The 16,101-nt window shown below is 68.0% G+C and carries 8 protein-coding genes and 3 pseudogenes; 6 read left to right on the top strand and 5 right to left on the bottom strand.

Annotated features, from left to right (window positions below):
• The first annotated feature begins 397 nt into the window (after positions 1 to 397).
• Positions 398 to 5,995 carry a neuraminidase-like domain-containing protein gene (locus ABZ570_RS21830; protein ID WP_358066450.1) on the top strand — a complete coding sequence of 1,866 codons (5,598 nt, stop codon included), beginning with the start codon at positions 398 to 400 and terminating at the stop codon, positions 5,993 to 5,995.
• A 252-nt stretch (positions 5,996 to 6,247) separates the two neighbouring features.
• Here ABZ570_RS21830 and ABZ570_RS21825 read toward each other — a convergent pair.
• Positions 6,248 to 6,810: pseudogene (locus ABZ570_RS21825) on the bottom strand (IS5 family transposase); the annotation flags it as partial.
• Between the two features lie 128 nt (positions 6,811 to 6,938).
• Positions 6,939 to 7,061, bottom strand: a pseudogene (locus tag ABZ570_RS21820) (integrase core domain-containing protein); the annotation flags it as partial.
• A gap of 472 nt (positions 7,062 to 7,533) precedes the next feature.
• On the opposite strand from ABZ570_RS21820, the gene ABZ570_RS21815 reads away from it, so the two are divergent.
• Positions 7,534 to 8,121: an SHOCT domain-containing protein gene (locus tag ABZ570_RS21815; RefSeq protein ID WP_358066448.1), complete on the top strand. Its 588-nt coding sequence runs from the start codon at positions 7,534 to 7,536 to the stop codon at positions 8,119 to 8,121.
• Positions 8,122 to 8,934: 813 nt separating this feature from the next.
• Here ABZ570_RS21815 and ABZ570_RS21810 read toward each other — a convergent pair.
• The gene (locus ABZ570_RS21810) at positions 8,935 to 10,149 is read right to left on the bottom strand and encodes a dipeptide epimerase (RefSeq protein WP_358066445.1); all 1,215 of its coding nucleotides are present in this window, start codon (positions 10,147 to 10,149) and stop codon (positions 8,935 to 8,937) included.
• Positions 10,150 to 10,311: 162 nt separating this feature from the next.
• On the opposite strand from ABZ570_RS21810, the gene ABZ570_RS21805 reads away from it, so the two are divergent.
• Together ABZ570_RS21805 and ABZ570_RS21800 are read left to right on the top strand one after the other, a co-directional pair.
• Positions 10,312 to 11,427, top strand: a complete 1,116-nt coding sequence (locus ABZ570_RS21805; RefSeq protein WP_358066442.1) for a substrate-binding domain-containing protein — start codon at positions 10,312 to 10,314, stop codon at positions 11,425 to 11,427.
• A 97-nt stretch (positions 11,428 to 11,524) separates the two neighbouring features.
• Positions 11,525 to 12,844, top strand: a complete 1,320-nt coding sequence (locus ABZ570_RS21800; RefSeq protein WP_358066439.1) for a sugar ABC transporter substrate-binding protein — start codon at positions 11,525 to 11,527, stop codon at positions 12,842 to 12,844.
• Between the two features lie 121 nt (positions 12,845 to 12,965).
• On the opposite strand, the pseudogene ABZ570_RS21795 reads toward ABZ570_RS21800, so the two are convergent.
• Both ABZ570_RS21795 and ABZ570_RS21790 read right to left on the bottom strand, forming a co-directional pair.
• A pseudogene (locus ABZ570_RS21795) lies at positions 12,966 to 13,793 on the bottom strand (RNA-guided endonuclease TnpB family protein); the annotation flags it as partial.
• A 21-nt stretch (positions 13,794 to 13,814) separates the two neighbouring features.
• Positions 13,815 to 14,102: a transposase gene (locus ABZ570_RS21790; RefSeq protein WP_358066436.1), complete on the bottom strand. Its 288-nt coding sequence runs from the start codon at positions 14,100 to 14,102 to the stop codon at positions 13,815 to 13,817.
• Between the two features lie 143 nt (positions 14,103 to 14,245).
• Here ABZ570_RS21790 and ABZ570_RS21785 point away from each other — a divergent pair, with 143 nt between their 5' ends.
• Both ABZ570_RS21785 and ABZ570_RS21780 read left to right on the top strand, forming a co-directional pair.
• On the top strand, positions 14,246 to 15,214 hold the full coding sequence (locus ABZ570_RS21785; protein ID WP_358066433.1) for a sugar ABC transporter permease: 969 nt from the start codon (positions 14,246 to 14,248) through the stop codon (positions 15,212 to 15,214).
• Positions 15,207 to 16,067, top strand: a complete 861-nt coding sequence (locus tag ABZ570_RS21780) for a carbohydrate ABC transporter permease (RefSeq protein WP_358066431.1) — start codon at positions 15,207 to 15,209, stop codon at positions 16,065 to 16,067. The genes ABZ570_RS21785 and ABZ570_RS21780 overlap by 8 nt, the downstream gene beginning before the upstream one ends.
• Positions 16,068 to 16,101 lie beyond the last annotated feature (34 nt).

Genomic DNA, 16,101 nt, shown 5'->3' with positions numbered 1-16,101 from the left:
GGCAACAAACTCGCTGCCGCGAACCGCGCGCTAATGCGGCGTAACGATGAGCTGAGTCGACGACGTACGGACATGTTGGATACCCAGGTGGCCGTTAAGCCTCGTCAACCGTCTCGCGCGGCGCCTCGATCATTCGGGTGACCGCGGTGCAGCGCTCTGCACGCCGCCGCCCTTCGGCAGACTGATCAAGTCGCCAGCGTCCGCTGCGGCCACATTGTCTCTTCGGCTGTCTCACCGCTGACCTCCCGGCCGATCAATTGAGCCAACACGTTAATGGCACGCGGCAGGGCTGTCGGTTACCGGATAAACGCGGTTCGTGATGGCCAGGGGCCGTGCTAGAGATGGGCACGCGGCCATCTGCCCGCTGCCTCGCGCGATCCCCCTCCTAGGAGCCCCGATGGCGGAGTTCAATGACCTCAGCCGAACCAATTCGTTCGTGCCCCGGGACCGTCCATCGCCAGACCAGGACGCGCGTGAGCCAGCCGCCGACCCGATCAAGCGGACGCTGAACGGGGCGGACCTCGCCGAGAAGGCGGTTGCTGAAGAGCGGTCCGCTGGGGGATCGCTGGCGACCACTCCGGCACCTGCGCCGGTCAAAGAACCAGCGGTGGAGCGGGCGCTGCTGCCCGTCGTCGACGCGCCACCGGGATTGCGCGCTCAGATGCTGCCACCAGATGGTGACCCGACACCGCTGCCGGGCACGATCACCGTGCGGATCACCGCGATCAACGGCGTGGCGCTCAGCGGGGGAGTCGGGTATTTCACCGCCGACGAGCCAAGCGCCTCGTTCACAATCTCTGGAACCTTCAGCTGCACCCGCTCCACAGCCACGCTGGTCAACGTCACGCTCGCCGGAACCACCTACTCCGCTGCCGGCTCGTTCGGGCAAAAGAGCGGCACCTGGTCGGCGACCGTCCGTGCGCTGCGCGGCGGAGCGAACGCGATCTCCGTCTACGCCGCCGCCGAGGACCTCGACGGTGCAGCGATCTCCGATACCGCGAGCGCGACCGTGAACATCAGCCTTATCAGTGCCGTGCCCATCTTTTCGATCACCGCCCCGCCGTCCGGGACGGTCGTGCCGCTGCCGTTGCCCGCGGGTGGCACCATCAGCGTCTCGGCGTCGACGACGCCCGGGCATGGGCCTCGCACGTTCACCGTCGCCGGTGGCACGTCCACTGTGCCCATGCCCGGCGGCACGGGCCTGGTCTCCCTCGCCCCGACCGCTCTGGGCAGCCGCGTCCTGACCGTCACCTGCACCGACGTCCTCACCGGGAGCACCAGCCAGAAGACGGTCACCGTCGTCGGCACCGACGTGACCGCGCCGACCGTTCGAGTGACGTACCCCGCAGCCGGTGGCAAGATCGCGGCCACCCCGGTCGGCTCGCAAACCTGCACCTTCACCCTCGCCGGCACCGCCGCGGACGACCAGAGCGGCATGATCGACGGCAACGCGAACGTGCGCTGGGCGCTCACACCGACCGGCACCCCGGTCAACGCCACCCCGACCGGGCCGGCCACCGCATCCGGCCGCCGCGACTTCTCCACCTGGTCGGCGTCGGTCACTGTGACCGGCCTCGGCTCGCAGACGATCTACGTCTGGGCCACCGACGCTGCCGGCAACGCCATGTCCACCGGCTCGCCGCTCGCCGTGCCGTTCCAAGTCATCTCCGGGTACGCGGCGTCGACGCTGGCAGAGCGGCTGGACGAGCGGGCCTACCTCGGCAGCCTGCTGGAGTTCGCCAACGAGCAGGTCACCACGAACTCCGGCGCGCTCGTCACCGCGTTGGTGGCCGGTGCGCTCAACCAGCCGGTCGACCGCATCAGCCAGCCGCTGAGCCGGGAGGCCGAGATCAGCCGCCGGCAGATCAACCAGCTACGAGTGCCAGTAGAGGTGATGCGCAAGCACATGGCGACCAAGAACATCACCGCCACGACCGGTCAAGCGGCATACACCTCGGCGGCTTACACCGCACTGCTTGCCGCGTACGGCACCACCCCGGTGGAACTCCAGCTGGCGCGGGGTGCCACCGACGCCGAGCGGCAGGCGCTGGCCGCGCGGCTGGGAATCCGGCTGTCGGGCAACCGCCCCGACGAACTCGACACCCTTCTGCTCACCGGAGCCGCCATCACCGAGCCCGCTCTGGAGACGCTGTTCGGGCTTCCCGCCACCACCAACGTTCCGATCTCGCCCACTCTGCCCGATCCGCTGCGCGACCTGCAGCCGGGCGGGCAGATCTACGCCCTGCGCAAGACCGCGCAGGCGCAGATGTGGGCGGCTCAGGACGCCGCACCCAGCTCGACCCGCACCTTCGGTGCGCTGCTCGACCCGGACGTAGTGCAGACCCAGGATGTGGCCCCGGGATCCGCTGCCACGACCATCACCGGCTTGCTGTCCAGCCGCCGGACGGTGCTGTCGACGTACGACAACGAGCTCAAAACCGCGCAGACCGGCGCAGCCACACCCGCGCTTGGTCTGGCGGCCATGCTTGCCAAGGCCACACCCGGCGTCGACCTCGCCGCGCTGGAGAACACCCAGCGGCAGGGCGGCGACATCAGCACCTCGCTTGCGGGTGTCGGGCTCACCCAGTCCGGCTTCGCGTACCTGCGGCAGATCGCCCGGCTCGCCGCGACCGGCCCGGTCACCGCGCCGGAGTGGGACGGCGCCCGAGCCGTCCTGGTCGGCGCCCGCAAACAGCTGCTCTACCCGACGTGGCGAACCGAGGAATCACGGGCGTTGCCCGGGTCCACCCCGATCGTCGTCGGGCCCGACCAGTTCGTGGTGGCCGAACCGTCACCGGCGACCAACGCGTACCGTGTGCACCCGCTGGCCCGCACCGACTGGCAGAACCTGCTCCGTACGCGCATCGCCCAGCGCCAGTCGCTGCTGGACGCGGCGGCCGACGCGGTCGCAGCGGCTGAGCAGGCGGCCCTGCCGATCCTGCGCGACGGCCTGGTCGCCGACATCGCGGCCGCCCAACGTCTCTCCGGGGACGTCGCCGAGCAGCTGACCCAGCAGTTCCAGGTGGACATGAAGGCGGCAGGGTCTTTGCGTACCACCCGGTTGGACCAGGCCACCGAGAGCGTGCAGTCACTACTCTTCGCCATCCGGTCCGGGCAGCTGCCCACCGGGCACCCGGCCAAGGGCTGGACCCTGACACAGGGACAGCCCGCCTTTGACGCCTCCTGGCGGTGGATCGGCCAGTACGGGAGCTGGCAGTCGGCAACGCAGGCGTTCCTCTTCCCCGAGCAGTACCGGGATCCGACCCTGCTGCTGACCGGGGCGAACACGCCGCTCACGGCGCTGTGGCAGGCAATCCGCGGATCGGGGCAGTTCCGGCCCTCGGACGCGATCGCGCAAGCCAATGCCTACCTTGCCAGCTGCCGAGCCGTCATCTCCGGCTTCCCGACCTTCAGCTATCCGGTCGGGCAGCGCAACCGGGCCGCGCAGAACTCGCTCGCCGCTCTGCCGCTCTCGGCTGACCAGGCGCGGGAGACGCTGTGGGCGGTGCCGATGCTGCTGGCACAGCAGCTGCAAACCTCCGGAGAGTACCTGGCGGCGCTCGACTGGTACTGGATGCTGTACTCCTACGACCTGCCGCAGACCGGCGCCGGGTCGATTCTCGCCGCGATGAACACCGAACTCACGGCGGTGAACAAGCTGCCCACGACCCCGATCCGGCCCGACCTCACCTTCTCACCCGGATGGCTGACCCGACTGGACCCGTTCGTGCTCGGGCGCACGTTCCCGAATCTGCGGGCGACCCTCCTGGCGACGATCAGGTGCCTGCTCGACTCCGCCGACAGCGAGTTCACCCGGGAGTCCGAGACCTCGGTGGCCCGCGCCCGCACCCTCTACACCACCGCCCAACAGCTGCTGGGACACCCTGCGCTGCAGGCGCTGCAGCCGTCGAACCCCGGCGAGTCCGCGCTGCCGCTGCCGATACTCGGGGAGCTGAACTCCCGTGCCGCCATCCAGCTCGCGAAGGTCCGCCAGGGCCGCAACATCGCCGGCCTGCCGCGCGTGCAGAACGCGTCCACGGTCACCGGGATCAACCAGCCCACGCCATACCGGTACAAGACCCTCGTCGAGCGAGCCCGGCAGCTGACCGCCCTGGCCACGCAGGTCGAGTCGGAGTACCTGTCGGCGCTGGAGAAGTACGACGCGAAGACCCTGCAGCTCACCGACGCCCAGAACGCCCTCGACGTCGCCGGCGCGCAGGTCGCCGTTCACACCGCCCAGGTCACCGCGGCGAACGACGCCATCGACGCCGCCGTCGCACAGCAGACCAGGGCCGACACGCTCGCCGCCGAGTACCAGCGCCGCATCGACGCCCCACCGAACGTCTACGAGCAGACGCTGCTGAAGCAGTACCCCGCGATACGCGACGCGAAGAACGTGATCGCGGCCGCCGACACAGCCATCGGCGTCGCCAACGCCGCATCGACCGCAATGGGCATAGACAAGCAGGCGCTCAGCCTCGGCGGCGTGGCCTTTGCGCAGAGCGTCGTCGCCGCAGGCCACATCACCCGCGGCGTCACCTCATTCGTCCTCAACAACATGGAATCCCAGATGCAGGCCAACCAGCTGATGGCCGGCGTCGAACAACGCCGCTCCGAGTGGCGCCTGCAAAAGGCATCCGCGGCCCAGGACTCCCTCATCGCCGCCGCCCAGGTCAAGATCGCCAAGGATCAGTCCGACATCGCCCAGCGCGAGCTGGCCCTCGCCACCCTGCAGAACACACAGGCCGCCGCGACCCTGACACTGCTCACCACGCAGTTCACCAACGCCGACCTCTACCGCTGGATGGCGACCACCCTCGGCCAGATCTACCGCAGCCTGCTCCAGCAGGCCACCTCCGTCGCCCGGCTGGCCCAAGCCCAACTCGCCTTCGAGCGCGCCGAACCAGCCCAACGAGTGATCGGCGACTCATACTGGAACGCGGCCGGGCAGACCGTCGACCGCGGCGGGCTGACCGGTGCCGGACGGCTCGCCGACGACCTCAGCCAGCTCGACCAGTACGCCTTCACCACCGACCAGCGCCGCATGAACCTCTCACAGACGCTGTCACTGAGCGCCCTCATGCCGGCAGAGTTCGCCGACTTCCAGCGAACCGGGCAGCTGGCATTCAGCACCCCGATGGCCCTGTTCGACCGGGACTTCCCCGGCCACTACCTGCGCCTCATCCGCCAGGTCCGGCTCAGCGTCGTCGCCCTCGTCCCACCCAACCGGGGCATCCGCGCCACCCTGGCCTCCAACGGCGTCTCGCGGGTCACGGCGCCGACCAGCGGCGGCTTCACCGACATCGTCCTGCGCCGTGAGCCGACCCAGGTCGCTCTGACCTCGCCGGTCAACGCAAACGGCGTCTTCGAGATGGACATGCAGGCCGACATGCTGCTGCCGTTCGAGGGGTCCGGTGTGGACACGACCTGGCAGCTGCAGCTGCCGAAGGCCGCCAACCCGTTCGATTTTGGATCCATCGCCGACGTGCTGCTCACCGTCGAGTACACGGCACTCGCCGACGCCGGCTACCGCAGCCAGGTCGTCGAGCGGCTCAACTCAGATCGCCTCCGCACCGCGGATTGCATCTTCAGCCTGGCCCGGGACTTCCCCGACCAGTGGTGGGCGTTGAACAATCCGCAGACGCCCGGCGACCGAACCATCACGCTCACGCTCCGCGACGTCGACTTCCCGATGCACATGACGTCGGTGACAACCGCGGCCGTCGGCGTTCACCTCATCGACAGTGCCACCGTCCCCGCCACGGTCGTCGGACTCCGGCGGGGAACCAGCGGCGGCGACGCCACCACCACCAACGGGTACGCCAGCTCCCGGCTCGCGAACGCGCCGGCCTGGACCGGTCTACTCGGCGCCAGCCCGGTGGGAGAGTGGCAACTGACCGTGCGCAACGACGCGCTGTTCAACGGCGGCGGAGGGCTGCAGGACGTACTTATCATCGTCGGCTGGACTGGCCAGGCTCCCGCCTGGCCCGGATGAACGGAATGGACCGCATGACCGACGACATCCGGGTGCACCTTACGGCACCAGACACCGCACCTGGACCGTGTGCGGGGCGCAGGACGGCCGGGTCATAGGCTGGCCCGCGCAACGGTCGAACCAGAAAGTGTTCCGCCAGCCCGTCGATGGCCCACGTGGGTCGCTGACACCAAAACGCGCGGAGCGTCAGTGGTCGAGGCGCGGGTGCCGCTGCCCCGCGTGGCCGGCGACGCCCGGGTGGCGTTAGAGCTCCTAACTTTTTGAGCGTTGGAGTCGTCGCCAGCAGATGATGGCGCAGGCGAGGGTGAGGAAGGCTTCGTGGATGTCGTCGCGGATCTCCCAGCGGATGCGTAGCCGGCGGAACCAGTGCAGCAGGGCGATGGTCTGTTCGACTACCCACCGTCGGGTGCCGAGGCCGGAGCCGTGGGCGACGCCGCGTCGGGCGATGACCGGGGTGATGCCCCTGTCGCGGAGCTGGCGGCGGTAGATGTCGTAGTCGTAACCCCGGTCGGCGTAGATCCGCTCGGGTCGCTGCCGTGGTCGACCGCGGATGCCCTTGATCCGGGGAACCTTGTCGACCAGGGGCAGCAGTTGGGTGACGTCGTGGCGGTTGCCGCCGGTCAGGGTCGCGGCGAGGGGGATGCCGCCCGCGTCGGTGATGACGTGGTGTTTCGAGCCCGGGCGGCGGCGGTCGACCGCGCTCGGACCGGTTTTGGGCCCCCTTTGAGCGCCCGGATGTGGGAGCCGTCGATCACCGCCCGGGACATGTCCAGTTGACCGGCGGCCCGAAGCTTGCTCAGCAGGACCTCGTGCAGCCCTTGGAGCTGCCTGACGCCAGCCGCTGACCTCGGTGCCGAACAGGGGACGCTGCAGAGTGAACCGCCCGGGGTTTGATGGCGGCTATGACTGTGACCAGGGCTTCCTGGTCGGGTTGGTGGTGAGCGTAGAACACGGATTCGTACTCGGCTGGTGGCAGGTATCCTTGGGTGGAGTGCAGCCGCCGGTGGTTGTACCAGTCGACCCATTCGGCGGTGGCCAGCTCGACCTGGGCGAGGCTGCGCCACGGCACCTCCGGACCACCTCTTCCACGTGACGATCGTGCGCATGCTGGGTCTGTCAAAGGGCCTGTACCGTCCGGATTGTGCAAAGCTCGGCCAGTTCGTCCTGTTAGGAATGTGCGAGCGGTGGTGGTGAGTGGACACCCGCCGTCTGGGACCAGTCATTCGGCGGAGTCACAGGAGGCCTCATGGCGAGTAGGCTTCACCGGGCAATCGGTTGGAAAAGGTCAGATAAGGCTGCTCCACTTCATGGCAATTCGGTTCAATACTCCACCGGGCTGGCCACCAGCACCCGAAGGTTGGCTTCCGCCGGCCGGGTGGCAGCCGGACCCTTCGTGGCCGGCTCCGCCGGAGGGCTGGCAGCTTTTCATCGACGACGGCCGCCCGCCCAGGCCGGTGAGCTCAGGGTCCTCTAATCTGCCTGCGCTGCGGACTCCCTCAGAGGTGACGAGGCAAGACGCGCAACCTCACGTGGTCACCTTGACCGGCATTCCCGTTTCTGCCCCGCCACCGCAGGCCGCACCGTCGCCACCCCAGCCGCAGTTCGAACCAGGAGTTTTGTGGGCAGCCAAGGGCCAGCCGCTTACCGGTATCGGGGGAGGCCGGTACAAGTTAACAGCCACGATGCTGTTCTTTGAAAAGGGCGTGTTGTCGACGAACGCGCAGCAGGTGCCGCTTGCTCATGTGCTCGACGTGGACTTGCGCCAATCGATGGTGCAGAAGAGCCGCGGTGTCGGGAACATCGTTGTGCAGGTGCAGCGCTCAAACGGTGTGGAGTGGGTCACCCTGGAGGACGTTCCGGATCCACGTAACGCCTTGCCGATCATCAACAAGGCCGTGCAGGATGCACGATTGATCGAGCAGCAGCGAATGAACACCCGCATCTACGCTGGACTGCCACCCGTGGCGCCCGCACCACAGCCTGCTCCGGCCACCCCGATGCCACAACCCGCTGCAGCACCGGATCCGATTGAACAGCTGCGTCAGCTCGGCCAGTTGCGCGATGCGGGCATCCTCACGGAGGAGGAGTTTGCCGCAAAGAAGGCCGAGATACTGTCGAGGCTGTAAATCGATCTTCCGTGATCCCGGATTTCGACGCGCTGCGAACGAGCCCAATGCTGCTCTGCCTGGGCATTTTGCGGGCAGGTAGCCGCCGTTGGTGCTCCATGGAGGTCTGCGGCATTCAGGCTTGGCTATGACGACGACCGAGGACAAGACGGCGGCTACTACGGCAGTGACCAAGCTTACATGGGAGGTGACGAGCGCGCCGCAGGGCCAATGGTCACCCTCAAAGCGGTGACGCCACCAGGATCTCCATGCTGCTGCAGCGGCGATCAACGTACCGTGAGATCAACACATCGATCATGTCCGCCGAAACGGGTCAAGCCCACCCCGACGGGAGCCGGGCCAGCGTGCCCGGTGCGTTTACAACCTTGCGCACGCTGTCGTCGAGGACCGATCTGTCTATCTCGGCCGTCCACCGGACTTGCCGGCGATGCCGCAGGTAAGGGGTCGTCCTCATCAGCCTGGAACCGGTAGTCTCCGACGATCACCCCTACGGCGGCGCGGCCCCGTCGCATCGGCACAACGACCACATCGTTAGGCCTCATGTCCAGCCTGAAAGATCGCCAGTACCTCACAAATACGGGGAATGCCCGCTCCGGCCGCTCAGGCAGCGCCGCCCTGAGTATTCGCAGGACCGGCTCATCTCCCGGCCATACCGACAGGTCGGGCATTTCTGGCCCACCGATCGCGATCAAATCCTCTCTGAGGAAGCGCCGCTCAACCGCTTCGTCGTTCCACGCTCGCAGAGCAGAGGCCGTGATCCGGCGCAGCGGCACGATGCCGGCAACATCAGCCGCCCGCTGGACCTACTCGGCGTTACCTGACCGGCTGTGCCGGGGTTCTGGCCTGCGCATCGGCGCGGAGTACGTCGACGGCCAGGGCGCGTACCGCGGCTTCGTCCACGTCGACGCCCAGGCCGGGTCCGGTGGGTACCGCGGCGAGCCCGTTGTGTACCTCGACCGTCCGGCCTCCGGTGTAGGTGGACTGGATGAACTGCCGGCCGTTGAGGTCGACCGGCGTGTCGATGCCGAACGCCGAGAACAGGTGCAGCGACGCCGCGAAGCCGAGGTCGGAGTCGGTGAGGCCGGAGCCCATCAGGCGTACCCCGCTGTCTTCGGCGAGGGCGCACAGGCGCCGGGAGAGCGCGAGGCCGCCGCTGCGCTGCACCTTGGCGATCGCGACATCGACCGCGTCCAGGCGTACGAAGGTGGCGAGGTCGCTGGGGTGGCGCAGGCTCTCGTCGAGCGCGACCGGCACGGGGGAGTGCTCCCGCAGCCGCCGTAGGCCGGTGATCTGGTTGGCCGGCAGCGGCTGCTCGAACGCGGTGACGTCGAGGTCGGCGAGCCGGCGGGCGACCTGTAGTGCCTGGTCGACCTGGTACGCCTGGTTGGCGTCCACCCAGATCGCCGCGCTGGGCGCCGCTTCGCGTACGGCCTCGACGAATGCGATGTCCTGCTCGATCTCGGCCAGCCCGATCTTGACCTTGAACGCCGTGTATCCGAGGGCGCGGCCCTCCGTGACGCTGTCGGCGACCGCTTCGGGGGTCTTGGCGGAGATGATCCAGCCGAGCGGGATCCGTTCGGCGCGACGCTGGCCCCAGAGCGCCCCGAGCGGGACGCCGACCGCCCGTCCGATGAGATCGTGCAGGGCGATGTCGACGGCCGACTTCGCGATCGGCGCGCCGATCGTGAAGCCGCGGTTGATGACCCGGTCGAACGTGGCGGCGATCGCGTCGAGGTTCCACGCCGGGGCACCGAGGATCGCGGGTGCCAGGTAGCGGTCGATCGTGGTGACGATGCTCTCAGTGGTCTCGTAGGTCCAGGACGGCGTCGGAGTGGCCTCACCCCAGCCGGCGACTCCGCCCGCGGTCACCTTCACCAGCACCCGCCGGCTGGGCTTCCCGACCGTCGCGACGGTCCCGCCGGCGATCTCGAACGAACGGATCGTCGGGAGTTCGACCACAAAGGTCTCCACCCGCTCCACGAGGAGATCGTCGAGTGCCCCGGCGCGCGCGGGCCCATGAGTCGGCATGCCGTACTCCACCTCTTCCAGGCATCTATTTAGGAATGAATTCATGCCATGCGATCGCTGGCATCCGGAAGCTTACCGCTCGAGCGAGCCCTGTGAAGCAGGGAAAGTTCTTGTGAAGAGAGGATTGACGCAGAGATGCCTACTCCTTAAGAATCGACAGCCATGACCGGCAACGATGGTTTGGATTCATTCCCTCAAGGGACGAAATTCCGAGCCCTGGCAGCCCACCTCCGGCAACAGATCGCCGAGGGTCGGTGGTCGGTCGACGCGCGCCTGCCCACCGAGCAGGAGTTCGCGCAGACCCACGAGGTGGGGATCAACACGGTCCGGCGCGCGATCAACCTGCTGGTGGACGAAGGGCTAGTACGCCGCCGTCAGGGCTCCGGCACCTACGTGGTGGCGATACCGACGCAGGTCGGGCGCAGCGCCCGCTTCGTCGGCGTGCTCGTACCGTCCACCTCGTACTTCTACCCGCGGGTGATCGAGGGGATCGAGCGGGTGATGACCGCTGCCGGCGTCCGGATCATCCTCTCCAGTTCCGAGTACGACCCGGACCTGGAGGCACAGCAGATCAACCAACTGCTCGCCGCGGACGTCGACGGCCTGCTGCTCGTACCCAACCTGCACCTGATCGAGAACCCGCAGCGGTACGTCGACCGGCTGCACCGGCTGCCGGTCCCGTACGTGCTGGTCGAACGGCGGCCGCCGGATCCGGCACCGGACGATGCGACACCGTACGTGTGCACCAACCACCTCGGCGGGGGCTACGCCGCGGTACGGCACTTCGTCGAGCTGGGGCACCAGCGGATCGGGCACCTCGGCCGGATCCGGACCGCGACCGCCGACATGGTGGCCGAGGGCTTCGACCGCGCGGTCAGAGACCTCAACCTGCCGCGGATCCCGGCCGCTGTGGCGCGGCGCGAGGAGTGGTCGCCCGACGAGCTCGCGGCATACGCACAGACCTGTAAGGACAACGAGATCACCGCAGTGTTCTGCCTCGGCGACCGGGACGCCGCAGGACTGCTGCCGCACGCCCGCCGGCTCGGCCTGACCGTGCCCGACCGGCTGGCGGTGATCGCCTATGACGACGAGGTCGCGGACCTCGGCGAGGTGCCGCTCACCGCCATTTCCCCGCCGAAGACCGAGGTAGGCAAGCTCGCCGCCGAGATGCTGCTGCGACGCATCGAGCAGGGCGCCTCGGCTCCCGTCCACCAGATCCAACTGCAACCACGCCTGGCGATCCGGGCCTCGTGCGGCGCCACCACCCGCGACCGGTAGTCCGTGACCGGCCGAAGGCCGGGCACACCGTCCGGGCGGTGACCGCCGTTCACCCGAGGCCGCTGCCCGCCGGGCGACCAACACAAGGAGAACCACGATGAGGATGCAACGCTTCTCGCCAGGCCGGCGTCTCGTCGCCCTGGCAGGTGTCGTGGCGCTCGCAGCCACCATGTTCGGCTGCGGCGCGGGCTCCGAGGAGAGCGGCGGCCGGGTGACCATCAGGCTGGGCTACTACGCGGAGGCGGGCGGCCCGGCCGACAAGACGATGCGCTCGCTCGCCGACGAGTTCATGAAGGCGAACTCCGACATCAAGCTGCAGCTGGAGGCGGCGCCGTACACGGACTTCTTCAAGCGGCTACGCACCCAGCTCGCCGGCGGCAAGGGCCCTGACGTGTGGCTCTCCGACGGGGTGCTGGTGCAGGAGTACGCCGGCCGCAACAGCCTGCGCGACCTCAGCGACTTCGTGAAGACGATCAACACCGACGACTACTACGGCGTGGACCTCAACCGCGACTCCGACGGCCACCTCTACGGCTTCCCGCAGGGCGCACAGACCCCGGTGCTCCTCTACAACAAGAAGATGTTCGCCGACGCGGGCGTCGCCGAGCCGACCGGCGACTGGACGTACGACGACCTCACCGCCGCCGCGAAGAAGCTGACCCGGGACACCAACGGTGACGGCAAGCCCGACGTGTGGGGAATGCGCGTCTACTCGCCCGGCTTCACCGAGAGCTGGTGGCCGATGATCAAGGCATTCGGCGGCGACATCGTCGCCGACGGGGGGCGCAAGGTCGTCATCGACAGCCCGCAGAGCCGCGCGGGGCTGGACTGGATGCTGAACGCGATGTACACCGAGAAGGCCGGCCCGGACGTGGTCACGACCAAGGCGCTGGGCAGCCCACACACGATGTTCGCCAGCAACCGCGTGGCCATGCAGTTCGGCATCTACGCCCGCACCATCCCGGCAAACGAAGCCAAGATCGACCTCGGCGTGGCACCGATGCCGAAGGGCCCGGCGGGCCGCGGCCACGTGGCGATCGCGAACTCCTGGGTGATCAACAAGGCCGCGAACCAGCGGAAGGCCGACGCCGCCTGGAAGTGGATCACCTACTTCGCCTCTGAGAAACCACAGACCACCTGGGCCGGGATCGGCGAGGCGATCCCGATCAACAAGAAGGTGGCCGCGTCCGACGCATTTCTGAAGCCAGGTACCCCGCCTGCCAACCGGCAGGCCTTCCTCGACGCCCTCGCCGAAGCCGACGACCTCGGCCTCAACCCGGTGTGGACCGAGTACACCACGGCCGTGGCGAACCAGATCGACCGAGCGCTGGCCAAGGAAAAGCCCGTCGGTGACGCGCTGACCGACGCCCAACGGGATGCTCAACAGATCATCGACCGGTTCTACGCGAACAATTGACATCCTCCCGGCCCTGAAGGGCCGGGATTTCCACGGTCGCCCGTGAGGTTTCCTGTTTCATCGCCGACTGCCTTTCCGGGAGGATTTTCCCTTGAGGTCTTACGTCAGCTCCGCAGGCGTTTTACCTCTCCGCCAGCCCGGCGGCGAGGATGTTCTTGGCAGCGTTGATGTCCCGGTCGTGCTCGACCCCGCAATCCGCGCACGTCCAGGAGCGCTCGTTGAGGGCGAGCGCGGTGTTGATCCAACCGCACCCCGAGCAGGTTTTGGACGTGGGCAGCCACCGGTCGATGGGGATGACCTTACGCCCGTACCAGTCGGCTTTGTACTCCAGCATCCTGCGGAACTGACCCCAGGCCGCGTCGGAGATGACACGGGCCAGACGGCGATTGCGGAGCATGTTACACACGCTGAGGTCTTCGATCGCGACCGTTTGGGTCTCACGGACGAGTCGGGTGGTCAGCTTGTGCAGGTGGTCCCGACGCCGGTCGGCGGTACGGGCATGAATCCGGGCCACCTTCAGTCGGGCCTTCGCCCGATTTGCGGAACCGTCCTGTTTGCGGGCCAGGTTCCGTTGCGCCTTGGCGAGCTTGCGCCGGTCGGCCTGCCCGTAACGCGGGTTGGCCACCTTGCCCTGCTCGTCGCTCACCGCGGGCATCGGGTGGGACAGGGTGAGCAGACTGGTGATACGCGCATCCACACCAACCTCGCCCGCGACCGGCGCCAGCGGCTTCACCGTGGGGTCCTCTACCAGCAGGGACACGAACCAGCGGCCCGCAGCATCCCGAGACACCGTGACCGTGGACGGCTCCACTTCCTCGGGCAGGGGCCGCGACCATACGATGGCCAGCGGCGCGTTCATCTTGGCCAGGGTGAGCTGACCGTCACGCCAGCGGAACGCGGAGCGGGTGTACTCCGCCGACGCCCGAGACTTGCGCTTGGACTTGAACCTCGGATACCGGGCCCGCTTTTCTCAGAACGCCACGAACCCGGTCTGCAGATGCCGCAGCGTCTGCTGCAACGGCACCGACGACACCTCGTTCAGGAACGCCAGATCATCGGTGCGTTTCCACTCGGTCAGCCACGCCGACGACTGAACGTAGGTGGTGCGCTGGCGGTGGACCGCCCACGCCCGGGTGCGGGCTTCCAGCGCCCGGTTGTAGACCAGACGTACGCACCCGAAGATGCGGTTCAGCTGCTCTGCTTGTTCGCGAGACGGGTAGAAGCGGTACTTGTAAACCCGCTTCACCACCTCACCCACGCCCCACACCCTAACAACCGTCCATGTAAGACGATCATCGAAGGGAGGGGGCAGCGTGTCCTCCCGGCCCTGAACGGCCGGGTTTCCACGCCGCAATTCCGAATGAGTCAGCCCCGCCAGGCCGAGGGAGGAGGTGGCGCGCTGTGACGACCATCGAGGACCGAGTGGAACAGGGGCGTCGCCCCTCCCTCGGTGACCGAAGGAGAGACGGGGGCGAGCGGCCGGGCTTCGGTCAGCGGGCTTGGGCGACCGTGTTCGCCTTCCCGTACCTGGCACACCTGGTGGTGCTGACCGCGTGGCCCGTACTGGCGCTGGCCTACTTCAGCCTCACCGACTACGACACGCTCTCCTCCCCGAGGTGGGTGGGGCTGGACAACTTCCGCCGCCTGTTCAGCGACGAGGCGTTCTGGCGGTCACTGCTCAACACCGCCTACTTCGCGGTGCTGTTCGTGCCCACCCAGACGATCCTCGCGCTGCTGCTCGCGGTCGCGCTGAACCAGCGCCTGCGATGGATCTCGTGGCTCCGCAGCGCGTACTTCGTGCCGGTCGTGTCGTCGTGGGTCGTCGTGGGGTACGTCGCCGACGCGGTCTTCAACCCGCAGTTCGGGATGGCCAACACCGTACTGGGGTGGCTCGGCCTGCCCCCGGCGACCTGGCTGCAGAGCCCGGTGCTCGTCATCCCCACACTCGCTCTGGTCGCGGTGTGGAAGGGCGTCGGCTACATGATGGTGCTCTTCCTCGCCGGATTGCAGAACATCCCCGAGGAGCTGTACGAGGCCGCCAAGATCGACGGCGCGTCTGCCTGGCAGCGGTTCCGCCGGGTCACCCTGCCGGGGATCTCCGGAACGACCTTCCTCGTCCTGGTCCTCTCGACGATCACCACCCTGCAGGCGTTCGAGCAGGTCTACGTGATGACCGGACCGATGCGGGGCCAGCCCGCCGGTCAGCCGAACGGGGCGAGCGAGATGACGGTGCTCTTCATGTACCAGCAGGGCTTCGGGTTCTTCAACATGGGCTACGCGTCCGCGGTTGCGTGGGTGCTGTTCGCGCTGATCTTCGTCCTGACGATGGTCCAGCTCCGGCTGCAGAAGAAGTGGGTGCACTATGCCTGAGACCGGTCAGCGCGGCCGGGCCCGGCCGCGCCGCAGCCGGCCGGGGCAGTGGATCGCGTATCTGTTCCTCGGCCTCGGCGCGGCGGTGATGGTCGTCCCGTTCGTCGCCTCCGTCGCGAACTCGCTGAAGAACTTCGCGCAGTACGTCGCGGTGCCGCCGATCTGGGTCCCCGACCCGCCCACGTGGTCCAACTACAGCCAGGTGTGGGAACGCGCGCCCTTCGGCCTGTACGCCTGGAACAGCTTCCTCATCGCAACCCTCGCCGTGGTCGGCAACGTGGTCACCAGCCCGATGGTGGGCCACGCGCTGGCCCGGATGAAACTGCCGGGTAAGGACGTGCTGCTCGCCGCGGCGCTCGGCACCCTGATGCTGCCCACCGTCGTCACGATCATCCCCAACTTCATCCTGTACAAGCACCTCGGTTGGCTCGACACCATGCTGCCGCTGGTGGTGCCGTACTGGCTGGCGACGCCGTTCGGAATCTTCCTGATGCGCCAGACGTTCCTCGCGATCCCGCGCGACTTCGAGGAGGCGGCGGCGCTCGACGGGGCCAACCCGTGGCAGGTGTTCTGGCGGGTCCACATGCCGCTCGCCAAGCCCGCACTCGCGACCCTCGGCGTCTTCACGTTCATGACGTCCTGGGGCGCCGTGCTCGAGCCCACGATCTACCTCACCTCACCGGAGAAGTACACCCTGCCCATCGGGGTGATGAGCCTGCAGGGCCAGTTCATGGGCAACGACCAGCTCGTCACCGCCGCCGCGCTGATGTCGCTCGTGCCCATGCTGCTGCTGTTCCTGCTCGCCCAGCGCTACTTCGTCCGCGGCGCCATGGCCAGCGGTCTCAAGGGCTGATCAGCGGCCGCCTGCCGCGCTGACCTCGACGAAG

The organism is Micromonospora sp. NPDC007271, assembly GCF_040634005.1.
Lineage (GTDB): Bacteria > Actinomycetota > Actinomycetes > Mycobacteriales > Micromonosporaceae > Micromonospora.
The sequence above is the reverse complement of the archived record's forward strand: the minus strand, read 5'-3'. Positions and strand labels throughout refer to the sequence as shown.